Annotated in this window: 13 protein-coding genes; 7 read left to right on the forward strand and 6 right to left on the reverse strand. The window is 59.4% G+C overall.

Features of this window, described 5'->3' with window-relative positions:
• The first annotated feature begins 40 nt into the window (after positions 1 to 40).
• The 4 genes from M5J06_RS12525 (at position 41) to arfB (ending at position 1841) form a co-directional block, all read left to right on the forward strand.
• Entirely contained in the window at positions 41 to 328 is a 288-nt protein-coding gene (locus M5J06_RS12525) for a Fic/DOC family N-terminal domain-containing protein (protein WP_250224438.1), read from the forward strand.
• Between the two features lie 61 nt (positions 329 to 389).
• Complete coding sequence (locus M5J06_RS12530; RefSeq protein ID WP_250224439.1) at positions 390 to 848, forward strand: Fic family protein; 459 nt, start codon at positions 390 to 392, stop codon at positions 846 to 848.
• A complete protein-coding gene (locus tag M5J06_RS08720) occupies positions 776 to 1366 on the forward strand; it encodes a putative glycolipid-binding domain-containing protein (protein ID WP_250224440.1) in 591 nt (196 codons plus the stop codon). Before M5J06_RS12530 ends, M5J06_RS08720 begins: the two co-directional genes overlap by 73 nt.
• Positions 1367 to 1397: 31 nt before the next feature.
• Positions 1398 to 1841 (forward strand): alternative ribosome rescue aminoacyl-tRNA hydrolase ArfB, encoded by a 444-nt coding sequence (gene arfB / locus M5J06_RS08725; RefSeq protein ID WP_250224441.1) that lies wholly within the window; start codon positions 1398 to 1400, stop codon positions 1839 to 1841.
• 54 nt (positions 1842 to 1895) lie between these two features.
• Here the strand turns inward: arfB and M5J06_RS08730 are convergent, their stop codons facing one another.
• On the reverse strand, positions 1896 to 2204 hold the full coding sequence (locus M5J06_RS08730) for a HigA family addiction module antitoxin (protein ID WP_083279048.1): 309 nt from the start codon (positions 2202 to 2204) through the stop codon (positions 1896 to 1898).
• A 490-nt stretch (positions 2205 to 2694) separates the two neighbouring features.
• Here M5J06_RS08730 and cmtR point away from each other — a divergent pair, with 490 nt between their 5' ends.
• Both cmtR and M5J06_RS08740 read left to right on the forward strand, forming a co-directional pair.
• Entirely contained in the window at positions 2695 to 3054 is a 360-nt protein-coding gene (cmtR, locus tag M5J06_RS08735) for a Cd(II)/Pb(II)-sensing metalloregulatory transcriptional regulator CmtR (protein ID WP_070510053.1), read from the forward strand.
• Positions 3051 to 4943 carry a heavy metal translocating P-type ATPase gene (locus tag M5J06_RS08740; RefSeq protein WP_250224442.1) on the forward strand — a complete coding sequence of 631 codons (1893 nt, stop codon included), beginning with the start codon at positions 3051 to 3053 and terminating at the stop codon, positions 4941 to 4943. The genes cmtR and M5J06_RS08740 overlap by 4 nt, the downstream gene beginning before the upstream one ends.
• Positions 4944 to 5097: 154 nt before the next feature.
• On the opposite strand, the gene M5J06_RS08745 is transcribed toward M5J06_RS08740, so the two are convergent.
• Genes M5J06_RS08745 through M5J06_RS08755 form a run of 3 tightly spaced genes read right to left on the reverse strand, consistent with a single transcriptional unit; the run spans position 5098 to position 7593 of the window.
• Positions 5098 to 5886 (reverse strand): zeta toxin family protein, encoded by a 789-nt coding sequence (locus M5J06_RS08745; protein ID WP_250224443.1) that lies wholly within the window; start codon positions 5884 to 5886, stop codon positions 5098 to 5100.
• A 3-nt stretch (positions 5887 to 5889) separates the two neighbouring features.
• Positions 5890 to 6153: a hypothetical protein gene (locus M5J06_RS08750; protein WP_070524133.1), complete on the reverse strand. Its 264-nt coding sequence runs from the start codon at positions 6151 to 6153 to the stop codon at positions 5890 to 5892.
• 30 nt (positions 6154 to 6183) lie between these two features.
• Entirely contained in the window at positions 6184 to 7593 is a 1410-nt protein-coding gene (locus M5J06_RS08755) for an aldehyde dehydrogenase family protein (RefSeq protein WP_250224444.1), read from the reverse strand.
• Positions 7594 to 7744: 151 nt separating this feature from the next.
• Between M5J06_RS08755 and M5J06_RS08760 the strand changes: the two genes are divergently transcribed.
• Positions 7745 to 8665 carry an AraC-like ligand-binding domain-containing protein gene (locus tag M5J06_RS08760; RefSeq protein WP_102234306.1) on the forward strand — a complete coding sequence of 307 codons (921 nt, stop codon included), beginning with the start codon at positions 7745 to 7747 and terminating at the stop codon, positions 8663 to 8665.
• On the opposite strand, the gene M5J06_RS08765 is transcribed toward M5J06_RS08760, so the two are convergent.
• Together M5J06_RS08765 and M5J06_RS08770 are read right to left on the reverse strand one after the other, a co-directional pair.
• Positions 8662 to 9993: an NAD(P)/FAD-dependent oxidoreductase gene (locus M5J06_RS08765; protein ID WP_102234305.1), complete on the reverse strand. Its 1332-nt coding sequence runs from the start codon at positions 9991 to 9993 to the stop codon at positions 8662 to 8664. The genes M5J06_RS08760 and M5J06_RS08765 overlap by 4 nt on opposite strands.
• An 18-nt stretch (positions 9994 to 10011) precedes the next feature.
• On the reverse strand, positions 10012 to 11523 hold the full coding sequence (locus M5J06_RS08770; RefSeq protein WP_250224445.1) for an APC family permease: 1512 nt from the start codon (positions 11521 to 11523) through the stop codon (positions 10012 to 10014).
• Positions 11524 to 11672: the final 149 nt, after the last annotated feature.

Consider the following 11672-nt stretch of genomic DNA (forward strand, 5'->3'; position numbering starts at 1 on the left):
CTTTTTAGGTCTATGTCCCTGACCATTTTGTAAGTAAGGCATGGAGTTTTCCCCAGAGCTCACCAGCCGGGCAGCACGTATCGAGCGAGAGATCTTGGATCTCAACCGTCATGCTGCTTCTGGCCAGTTGGAGTCTGTGGCCCGCTTACTCATGCGTTCTGAGGCGATTTCTTCCTCACGCATTGAAGGTATTGCGCCCAACGTCGACAAGGTTGTCCTCGCGGAACTCGCCCAAAAGGAGGAAGTCCGCGGCTTTAAGGAAGTCCGCGGCTTTAAGGAAAAGCGCGGAAGAGGTTGCCCGCAACCTTACCGTTCTGCGTTCCATTGAGAAGAGCTTTGCCACCGAACCGACAATCTTTGTCGAGCTTCTCGAAAAGCTTCAAAGAGAGTTGATAGGGGAGAAGGGCTCCATTCCCACTGGACTTCGGACTATTCAAAACTGGATCGGTGGAAGTAACCACACACCCATTGGGGCCGAGTTCATCCCAGCGCCCCCACGCCTAGTCCGTGACCTCGTTGAAGACCTGTGCCTTTACCTCGACGGTGCTTCGCACGGTGCTCTCATCCAAGCCGCGATTGCTCACGCTCAGTTCGAAACGATTCACCCATTTGCAGACGGCAACGGCCGTGTGGGCCGTGCTCTCATCCATGGGATTCTTCTGCGTCGCGGACTTACTGAATACACCATTCTGCCGGTAAGCCTCGTCCTCGGTACGTGGTCCAAATCGAAAGCTACCTGCCTTTTCGCACCATCGAGCGTGGTAAAACCCTCACCATGGAGCGCACGTATAAGTGGGAGCATGTCGAGACTCCCCTCATCCGGAACGAGGCCGCAGTTCATTTTTTAGGAGCCGGTTTGACCGCTTCCGGAGTGCAATACGGCGATGGATACGAGGCCACGTGGGAGCTGCGCGCCGCGGAGAACTGGGTGACCGAACGTGTGTCGGTGAACGTTGAAGGCGACGGATGGGGGCGAAGCCTCGAGCTGTTTAGGTCCGAGCAAGGCGTGTGGTCGGCGGAAACCAATGAAGAGGGCGCCCAGCCTGAAGATCTGCCCTCCCCCGGTATCGTCCAGTCAGCCGACCTGAAAGCCGCACTCGATTGCGATCTCGGCCTGTGCCCTCTCACCAACACAATGCCCATTCGTCGCTTGACGCTGCTTGAGACTCAGGTTCCGAAAACGCAGCTGATCATGGCTTGGATTGATATGCCGTCCCTCCAGGTGATCGAATCAGACCAGTACTACAGCTCCGTCGATGCTGAAACTGTCCGATACGAAAGCGGAACACGGGGAGTCGACGTCGAGTTGGAGGTCGACGGTGACGGAGTGGTCGTACACTACCCTGATCTCGCACGGCGGGTCTGATCCGGAAACATCTCTAACTAAGCTGGGCGGTATGAACGACCTGACCATCGCGCCTGGCCCAGGGATCCCCGGGGGTCTGGTCATCGTCGCCGCCGACCTGACGGAGCGGTTCGCGAAGTCGTCGGGACCAGGCGGCCAAGGCGTCAATACTACGGACAGCAAAGTGCAGCTTTCCGTCGATATCGCTACGTGCTCATCGCTTTCCGACGCCCAGCGTCGCCGCGTCCTCCACAACCACGAGCACCGCCTAGACGGCACCGTCTTTACCGTTACCGCATCGACCCAGCGATTGCAGGTACGCAACCGCGCCGAGGCACGAGGTCGCATGGCCGCCCTCTTGCGCGAGGCGCTCGCTCCGCCTCCTCCTCCGCGGCGCAGGACCAAGCCGACGCAGAGCTCGGTGCGACGCCGTCTCGAAGCGAAAAAGCGGCGCTCGGAACTCAAGTCCACGCGACGGCGGCCCCAAATTCCCTAGTTCGAACCATCCGCGTGCATATCCTCACGCAGACGGACCTGGTTCGGGTAACCGCTACGCTGAGACAGCTTGGACCGGTTGAATCCGCTCGATTTCCGAGAGGATCTTGTCTTCCGCCACGTCCAAGTCATATTGAGCCTGTAACCCGAGCCAGAACTGGGGGCTCATTCCGAAGAACTTAGCCAAGCGAAGAGCAGTGTCCGCGGTTACAGCCCGCTTTCCGTGGACAATCTCGTTGATCCGGCGGGGCGGAACGCCAATGGAGACGGCGAGCTTGTGCTGGGTGATCCCCATTTCCTTGAGAAAGTCCTCCATGAGGATCTCACCGGGGTGAACCGGAGGGAGCTTGTCAGTGGTAGTCAACGATCTCAACCTCCTCTGTCCCCGCCGATCACCTTTCAACGCCTCGAGCCGGTTTCCCGGGGGAATCCGCTCTCGATTCCACAGACGCTCAGTGTCCTTGTCAGCGAACGACTGGATCCTGCTTGACCCTATCCCCCATAACGCGAAGCGTCAATAACGCTACACGTTAAATTTGAACTCCACGGTATGTAGTTGCAAAGTTACTTTCTCGTTAGCCTGCAACAATCAGAAAACTGTAATTACGTCAGCACACAGAGAACATATGGGCGCATGGAAACACGTAAAGGTTTTGCGGGATGGCGTGGACGTCAACGTGAAGATTCTGGAGAACCTCGCCGCCCACGTCGCTCCCGCGTTGGGTGACAGCCGAACCACAACGGATCAGTCATCTGCTATCCCATCGACTAATTCCTGCAGGTCGCAGGACCTACGCGTAACCGTCAGTTCAGTGCATTTTGAATAGTTCAGCACACGTTGTATTGTTCAGCATATGCTGACTATTGCTTCACGCCTCGACGTTATGAACCGGCTCGGCCGGGCCATGGCTGATCCGACGCGTTCCCGAATCCTGATGACCCTACTCGACGGTCCGGGCTACCCGGCCGAGATTTCGCAAAGCTTGGATCTGACTCGCTCGAACGTCTCGAACCACCTGTCCTGCCTACGCGATTGCGGCATCGTCGTCGCTGAGCCGGAGGGCCGTAAGACCCGCTACGAAATTGCCGATCCGCACCTCGCGGCGGCGCTCGAAGCGCTGGTCAACGCGACGCTGGCCGTCGACGAGAATGCCCCCTGCATCGACAATGAGTGCTCGGTGCCCGGCTGCGGCGAGAAAGGAACGGACGCATGAGTTCAGCATGTGGATGCGAACACGAACCCGCCACGGAGATCGAAGAGCTCGATCGGCCATGGTGGAAGGACCCCGAGCTACTGCTACCGATCTTCTCCGGCGTAGCCCTCATTACAGGACTGGCGCTGGACTGGTCCGACTTGGAGACGCCCGCAACGGTACTGTATTGGCTTGGCCTGCTGTTAGGCGCTTACACGTTCGCACCTGGAGCGATCCGGAACCTTGTCACGAAGCGCAAGCTCGGCATTGGTTTGCTTATGACGATCAGCGCGGTCGGCGCGGTGATCCTTGGTTTCGTCGGAGAGGCCGCGGCGCTGGCGTTCCTGTACTCGATCGCCGAGGCGCTTGAAGACAAGGCGATGGACCGAGCCCAAGGCGGACTGCGGGCACTGTTGAAGCTGGTACCACAAACCGCGACCGTGCTGCGCGACGGTACGACGGCCGAGGTCACTGCGAAGGACCTTGAGGTTGGCGAGCTAATGGTCGTACGCCCCGGGGAGCGGATCGCCACGGACGGCATCATTCGGTCCGGACGCTCCAGCCTTGACACCTCAGCGATCACCGGAGAATCCATTCCGGAGGAGGTTGCGCCCGGCGACGAGGTACCCGCGGGAGCGATCAACTCCGCCGGTGTGCTGGAGGTCGAGACGACCGCAGCTGGAACGGACAACTCGCTGACCACACTCGTCGACCTCGTCGAGCAGGCGCAGGCGGAGAAGGGTGACCGCGCCCGGATCGCCGACCGGATTGCCCGACCTCTCGTGCCCGGGGTGATGATCCTGGCGGTGCTGGTCGGCGTGATCGGCTCGCTGTTGGGCGACCCCGAGACTTGGATCACCCGTGCGCTGGTGGTCCTGGTCGCAGCGTCGCCGTGCGCGCTGGCAATCTCCGTGCCGCTGACGGTCGTGGCCGCGATCGGCGCGGCCAGCCAGTTCGGAGTAGTCATCAAGTCCGGCGCGGCGTTCGAGCGACTCGGCGGCATCCGTCACCTAGCGGTAGACAAGACCGGAACCCTTACCCGCAACCAGCCCGAGGTTACCGGAGTGGTCCCGGCAGAAGGATTCGATCGGGCGCAGGTGCTTTCCTTCGCGGCGGCGGTTGAGCAGCAATCGACGCACCCCCTCGCCGCGGCGATCGTGGCAGCGGAGCCCGAAGCGCCCACCGCCTTGGATATCAGCGAGGAAGCCGGTCATGGCATCGGCGGCACCGTCGAAGGCCGACGGGTGCTGGTCGGCAGCCCTCGATGGATCGACGCCGGGCCACTGAAGGCGGACGTTGAGCGCATGGAGTCCGAAGGCCAGACCTGCGTCCTAGTCACCGTCGATGACGCTCTCGCCGGGGCGATCGGAGTGCGCGACGAGTTGCGGCCCGAGGTGCCCGATGCCGTGCAGTCCCTGCACGACAACGACGTGGAAGTGAGCATGCTCACCGGTGATAACACTCGCACCGCTCGGGCGCTGGCTGAAATCGCCGGAATCGACGACGTGCGCGCCGAGCTGCGACCGGAGGACAAGGCAAGCATCGTCGCCGAACTCTCCTCCAAGACGCCGACGGCGATGATCGGCGACGGCATCAACGACGCGCCGGCACTGGCGGGCGCAACGGTGGGCATTGCGATGGGAGCAACCGGCTCTGACGCCGCGATCGAGTCCGCTGACGTCGCCTTCACTGGCCACGACCTCCGGCTGATCCCGCAGGCGCTGCAGCACGCCCGCCGAGGCAGCAGGATCATCAACCAAAACATCGTGCTGTCTCTGGCCATCATCATCGTGTTGATGCCACTGGCGATCAGCGGTGTACTGGGCCTGGCCGCCGTCGTCTTGGTACACGAAGTAGCCGAAGTCATCGTGATCTTGAACGGCCTGCGGGCTGCACGAGCGAAACGCTGAGGCTGTAACCGGCAAGTCTTATAAGGGTTAAACCACGCGCCGAACGCACACACACGTTGGACCAGGCGAGTCATTCGAGTTCACCACCTGGTCCTTCTCGATGCGTGCAGGCACGGGAACTGTGGGTGAACCTAAGATTTCAACGGGCACAGCCTTAAAGTTCGCGGATACGCTCTGCATCCGCCACGAGGTTTTGCGTGAGCTTCTCAGCTTCAAGCCCACTCAAGTCACAGCTGTCAAAACGGGCCCGCCAGTCGGCCCGAACAGCGGGGGAGTCGAACCAGGTTGCGCGCTCAGCCTCAATATCCTCGATGCCGCTCAAAGTGCGGCCATCGCGGCTGCGGATCTCGAGGTCGTCGACAAGCGGGGCAATCGCTTGAAGCCCTGGGACGATGGCCTTAAAGCCCGACGTGTGGGAAACCTCATTTGTCCAGCGCGGATAGCGGCTCACGCGCTGCGCCTCCAGGTAGCGCTGGACGACACCGAGCCTGGAGACCTCCTGCGCCACCGCCAAGCCCACGACCCTCACGCGGAAACCCGCGGAGCGAAACTTGGCTATCTCTCCTGCGATGAATTCCGGGTTGGACAGCGTGTTCTCAATGATGAGAGAGTGCCCGTGCTGCCGGCCATACTCAATCAGCGAGGACATCCAATAGGGCACCGGTCCATTGGTGAGCACGTCCATGCGCAGGGGGTCGCGCTCCATGATCTCGTCGAGGGCGGGGTGCAGCTTCCGAACCTCATCGGAATCAAGGACCGCATGACCATTCTTTACAGATTCAATAGCCGTTGATTTGCCTGACGCTGGCTGCCCCGCCACATAAATGACTTCTGGAACAGACGGACTGTGAGTATTCGATCGGCCAAAGTAGCTGGCTTGCAGAGTCTTTAGCCGTTGCTCCATAACTTGTGGATCAACGGGGAAATCAGCGGCGGAAAGCATAAGCTATGCCGCTTTGTGCTCGGAGGAGAGGGCTTCAAGCCGCTGCGCAAAGAGAGCCGCAGCGGCGCGGATGGCTTCAATGTCGGTTGAATCAACACCACTGACTATGTCCTCTACCAGCCAATTCTGACGAATCCACCATTGTGATTCAACATCGTTGCCTGCTTCAGCAGCCCTAGTGAGGTAGGCGGCTTTCAGCGAGGACGCAACCTCCTTCATGGCGTCGAAGGCTGCGTACTCGATCTCCGGGACTTTGGCGGTGCTCATGGCGCTAAGAATAGCAGCGCCATGGCGGTTTTAGCCGTTGATGATCTGCGGGTAGGCCAGGCCCTTGAGGCCCTCGGTGCCGAACTCCACGCCGTAGCCGGAGGACTTGATACCGCCGAAAGGCACACGCGGATCCACGGCACCGTGGCTGTTGATCCAGGTGGTGCCAGCCTCCAGCTGAGCAGCAACTTCCAGAGCGCGCTCGCGGTTGGAGGACCACACGGAGGAGCCCAAGCCCACGTCCAGCTTGTTGGCCTGCTCGATCGCCCAGTCGAGGTCGGTGTACTTGATAATCGGCAGTGCCGGACCGAACTGCTCCTCGACGACCAGCGGGTTATCCGGGTCGATATCCGCCACCAGGGTGGTGGGGTAGAAGTAGCCCGGCGCGTCGTAGTCCGGGTCGCCGCCCAGCAGCACGCGGGCGCCGGAGTCCTTAGCGGCGTTGACGAGCTTGTCCACGATGTCGAACTGCTGCTTGTTCTGCAGCGGGCCGAGCACGTTCTCTTCCTCCAGGCCCACGCCCATCGGGGAGGCCTTGGCCACCTCGATGAGGGCTTCGCAGACGGCGTCGTACAGCGACTCCGGCACGTACACGCGCTTCATCGCCGCACAGGTCTGGCCGGTGTTGATGAACGCGCCCCAGAAAAGGTCGCCGGCGATCTCCTTCGGGTCGGCATCATCCAGCACGATGCCGGCATCGTTGCCGCCGAGCTCCAGCGTGAGGCGGGTGAGGTTGTCGGCGCTGGCCTCCACGATCTTCTTGCCGGTGGCGGTGGAACCGGTGAACATGATCTTATCGACGCCCTCGTGAGTGGTCAGCGCCGCGCCAACCTCACCGGCGCCGCTGACAACCTGCAGGATGCCCTCCGGCAGCACGGAGTTCACGACCTTGAGCAGGCCCAGTACGGAAAGCGGGGTGTACTCGGAGGGCTTGACGACGACCGCGTTACCCATACGCAGCGCCGGCGCAATCTGCCAGATGGTGATCATCATCGGCCAGTTCCACGGGCCAATAGCTCCAACGACGCCGAGTGGGCGGTAGTTAACGGTGGCGGTGATGTCATCATCAACGGCCGTGTAGTTGGGGTGCTCGAAGGAGGCGGTAGCATTCAGCCACGCAGAGCAGGCGCCGACCTCGAAGCGGGCGTTCGGGCCGTTGAGCGGCTTACCCTGCTCACGGGAGAGAAGCTCAACGAGGGCTTCAGCGTTGGCGTCGATGGCGGCGGCGGCCTTGGTGAGCAGCTCGCAGCGCTCTTCGTCGCTCAGCTTGGCAAAGTCCTTTTGTGCCGCGCGTGCGGTCTCAACTGCAGCGTTGAGGTCCTCTACGGTGTTTTCTGGGGCGCGGCCAACGACCTCACCTGTGGCGGGGTTGAGGATGTCGCGTCCATTCTCGTCCGTGATGGCGTTGAGCAGATCAGCGTACGTAGCGAACTGAGTCATGAGATCTCCTTCAAGGAAGTCGAGGGCCCCGCGAGCAAAGCCCAAAAGATACTTTTGTTTAGGATGTTACCTGCACCACACATGTCGTCTTGACTCTGCGTGCACACAATTTGTCCAAAAATGTGCCAGTTCTCACGATATGATTCCAGTTATGTCTTCCTCCGCCGTTGAACATTTCGATATCGCGTCGTGGCGCACCGCGTCATCCGATTCTTTTGGACAACTCGACGTGGACGCCGAAGACCCCTCTTCCTTTCACGCCACGCTGCGCTCAACGAAGGTGGGGGACATATCCCTCTTCGATATGCACACCTCCCCGCACACCGTGAACCGATACAAGGTTTCCACCGACGAAGTCCCTTTTTGCAAGCTCAGTCTGCAGATCACAGGCTCCTCAACCATGAGCCAGGACGGGCGAACCTGCGAGCTTCGCCCAGGGGACCTAGCGCTATACGTCACCCAGCGGCCCTACACCCTGCGCTATCCGGAGGAACAAAACACCCTCATTGTTCACTTCCCGCAGAGCTTCCTCGACATCTCACCCGCGCAGATCCAACGCCTCACCGCGAATCCGATCTCACGCTCACACGGCCTCGGCGCGGTGGCCGTGCCCCTCTTTGAACAGCTTGCCAAGAACCTGGACCTATTGAAGGGCCCGCATGCCACGGCCCTAGTCCGCTCGGCGCTGACCATGCTGGTGTCAGTCTTGGCCTCCGACGTCGCCGACGAACCCTCTGCAGGCACACTTCTGTTCAACCAGGCCACCGCCTACATCGAGAAGCACTTGGGCGACCCGGACCTAGGCCCCAGCACCATCGCCCAAGCACTCTTCGTATCAGTGCGCCACCTCCACGCCAAGTTCTCCGAACAGGGCCTCTCTGTAGGCAGCTACATCAGAACGAGGCGCCTAGAGCACATCCGCAGAGAACTCGTCGACCCGCGGCACTCCGAGGAATCAATCAGCCACATCAGCGCCCGCTATGGCCTGCACGATCCCTCGCACCTCTCACGCATCTTCAAGGCGGAGTTCCACAAGTCGCCGAGTGCGTACCGAGCGGCGGCCAGCGACTAACCACGCAGCTTATTGATGACCTCGCGTGCGGTGGAGATTCCGGTTTCGATGGCTCCATCAACAACCACTCCACGCCAACCGGAAGCCCAATCGGCTCCTGCGAAGTGCAACGAGGAAGTGGAAGTGCGGAAGTGGTGCCACCCCTCCGTGAACTGGCCTCGCCGCAGTGTGGCCCAGGCCTGGCCGGAGTACTCGTCGGCTACCCAGTCATGACCGGTGACACCAACAACCTCAAGATCTGGGCGCCACTGGTCAACGACCTTTTGGGCATCCTCAATGCTTTCCAGATCAATCTTCTCGTGATCGGAGCCGAAGGCGACACAAATGGTCGTGTCGTCATCTTCGAAGTACTCCGAACGCAGCACAGACACAACGGCCGGCTGAGGCGCGTAGCCGAAAATATTGTGGTGCCCCTTGATCTTGATCCACGCCTTGAAACCAGTTGAGTTCCATTTCTGCTCGACAGTCTTCTGCGCGCCCTCGGGCAGCCCTGGCGTAAACGTAATGTTCCCCAACGCACCGACCGGAACCGTGACAATCACCGCGTCTGCCGTTTCGGAAGTACCGTCCGCATATGTAACGGTGGCTGAATCTTCTCCATGCTCAATCGCCGTCACCGCAGTGTTTAAACGAATTTCTCCGGTCAGATCTTTTGCAATGTTGCCGTAGATACCCCGCATGCCATTGACGAGCTTGTATCGCAGCGTTTGCTCATCCACCAAGGAAAGACGGTGATCGCACAAGGCTGCCCACTGCTTGGCCATCAAAGAGGAGCCCTGTTCTGGGTACCCGATGTACCCGGCCGACCAGTAAGCATTGCACAAGTCCTTTTCTTCTTGTGTGAAGTCACCGTCTTCTAATGCGTCAAGAACTCCAGCCTGATCTGCAGCGAGGAAAGCATCCTTTAACTCTTGGGATGCACCGAATTTTTCATCCAGCACAAGCAGCGGCTTGTGCGGCTCTGGGAAGAATTCGCGAGAATTCTCGAAGATCTTCTCCATCGGCCGAGCCAATTTGGCATCCATTTCTGCCTCCGTGCCAGACTTCAGCTCTCCGCCGGCATACCAGTAGGCGGTATCTACAACGGGCGAAGCGATAATGTCCTGGCCATAACGAGTGATTTCGGACCAGACATGCGGCTGATGCCAGTGCACCCAGGTTGCACCGATCTCCAACGGACGTCCGAGCCTGTCATCCGTCCACGCACGGCCACCAATGCGGTCGCGTGCTTCCACGATGTGATAGTCAATTCCAGCGGTTTGCAACTCGCGCGCTGCCGTTAGACCTGCGAATCCTGCACCAACGACGATTACATTCTTCTTTTCCATGATTGCCTTCCTCAAGTTTTAGATTTGGTCAAGATTGTCTTGAAGACCTGCGTAGATATGCGGCTTCTTATGTTTCAAGTATTCGCCCCAGACAAGGCCAAGGATTCCGGATGCGATGATGATTCCCGGCATTACCCACACGAGGGCATCCGGGCCGGTGTCGCCAATCATGAGCGGGAAATTCATCAGCACCAGTACGAAGACAGCTGAGAGTCCGCAAGCTGACACAAGCGGTGCAATGATGCGAGTGAATAGGTTGTAGCCTTTTTCTTGCTTGTTGAGCCATACCATGATGGACACACTCACCACTGCGAGCAGGAACACCAGGCCAAATGCCGCCGCGTTAGTAAGCCACGTAAAGAGAGTAAGAACTGGGAACAGCTCGCCCATTTCACTCCCATTTCCAGCCACTGCGAAGCCAGCCACGACAACGACTGCAAGTGTTGTCTGGGTAAGAGACCCAGCTATAGGCGCGCCTTTAGCAGATGATGTCGCGAACTTCTTAGGAAGAACGCGTGAGCGCCCGAGGGAGAAAAAGTATCGCGCTGCGGCGTTATGGAACGCCACGAGAGCAGCAATAAGCGAGGTTACAAACAAGCAGTTCGCTATGTTGGAAGCAAACACTGAATAGTCGCCCAACCACACGAAGACTAGGTCGGGACCAAGCTCAGTTGCCTTGTCGATGACGACGGACGGCCCCACTCCCTGAGCAAATGCCCATGCCGAAAAGGCGTAGAAAAGGGCAATAGTTCCAACAGCGATATACGTGGCCTTTGGAACCGTCCGCTCCGGATTTCGCGCTTCTTCCGAGTAGATCGCACCAGACTCGAAGCCCATGAAGGCCGCGATTCCGAAAGCGAGAAGCACGCCAATGCCGTTAGTGAAAAACTGGCCTGGACGCATCGTCTCCGCGGTGATTCCCTCGGGAGCAACGCCTAGCGACAACAAAGAAACACCGGCAACGACGAGGAATTCAAGCGCTACTAAAACTCCCAAGACCTTGGCCGAGAAGTCGACGTTGCTGACTCCCATGACTGCTACCAAAAGCCAGCCAACCAAAGCCGCCATCCACCACGAAATGCTCGTGCCGAACCAACCATTGATCAGATTGGCGAGGGAGAAACCGAAGATCCCGTACAGACCAACTTGCATCATGTTGTAGGAAACCAAGGCCAGAATTGCAGCTGCGATTCCTTGACGGTTGCCCAACCCCTCTGACACATAGGCGTAGAAGGCTCCTGAGTTCTGAATCTTCGAACTCATAATTCCGTACCCGACTGCAAAGAACACGAGGATGATCCCAAGCGCTAAGTAGCTCCAAGGGACCCCCAACAATCCAGATACCGCAAAGTTGGTCGGTACTCCTCCCGCGAGCACAGTAAGGGGGGCGGAAGCCGCAATAATCATAAAGACTAGCGACGTTGTCCCTAGGCGCCCGGCGCCCAGGCCGCCCTCTTGGTCGTTGGGAGCCCGGTGCCCGGGCTGTACGTTTCGAGCGGGTAGCACTGGTGACTGCGTCGATGTGTCCACGCCAACTCCTCCTTACTAACTATGTCGGCCCGAGATGCCTTGGAGCGAGCCCAACGCATCTCGGTGTGTAGTTAGCAATTGTGTCCCGTCACACAGAGTTATTGTTGTTTGTGCGTGATCACGATTTGTCTATGAGTGCTGTCACACCA

Source organism: Corynebacterium intestinale (genome assembly GCF_023574125.1).
GTDB classification, from domain to species: Bacteria; Actinomycetota; Actinomycetes; order Mycobacteriales; family Mycobacteriaceae; genus Corynebacterium; species Corynebacterium hesseae.

Bases quoted from the DNA above. Each gene is read 5' to 3' on its own strand.
- M5J06_RS12525 (WP_250224438.1), top strand. From the start codon at position 41: ATGGAGTTTTCCCCAGAGCTCACCAGCCGGGCAGCACGTATCGAGCGA.
- M5J06_RS08720 (WP_250224440.1), top strand. From the start codon at position 776: ATGGAGCGCACGTATAAGTGGGAGCATGTCGAGACTCCCCTCATCCGG.
- arfB (WP_250224441.1), top strand. From the start codon at position 1,398: ATGAACGACCTGACCATCGCGCCTGGCCCAGGGATCCCCGGGGGTCTG.
- cmtR (WP_070510053.1), top strand. From the start codon at position 2,695: ATGCTGACTATTGCTTCACGCCTCGACGTTATGAACCGGCTCGGCCGG.
- M5J06_RS08740 (WP_250224442.1), top strand. From the start codon at position 3,051: ATGAGTTCAGCATGTGGATGCGAACACGAACCCGCCACGGAGATCGAA.
- M5J06_RS08745 (WP_250224443.1), bottom strand. From the start codon at position 5,886: ATGCTTTCCGCCGCTGATTTCCCCGTTGATCCACAAGTTATGGAGCAA.
- M5J06_RS08750 (WP_070524133.1), bottom strand. From the start codon at position 6,153: ATGAGCACCGCCAAAGTCCCGGAGATCGAGTACGCAGCCTTCGACGCC.
- M5J06_RS08755 (WP_250224444.1), bottom strand. From the start codon at position 7,593: ATGACTCAGTTCGCTACGTACGCTGATCTGCTCAACGCCATCACGGAC.
- M5J06_RS08760 (WP_102234306.1), top strand. From the start codon at position 7,745: ATGTCTTCCTCCGCCGTTGAACATTTCGATATCGCGTCGTGGCGCACC.
- M5J06_RS08765 (WP_102234305.1), bottom strand. From the start codon at position 9,993: ATGGAAAAGAAGAATGTAATCGTCGTTGGTGCAGGATTCGCAGGTCTA.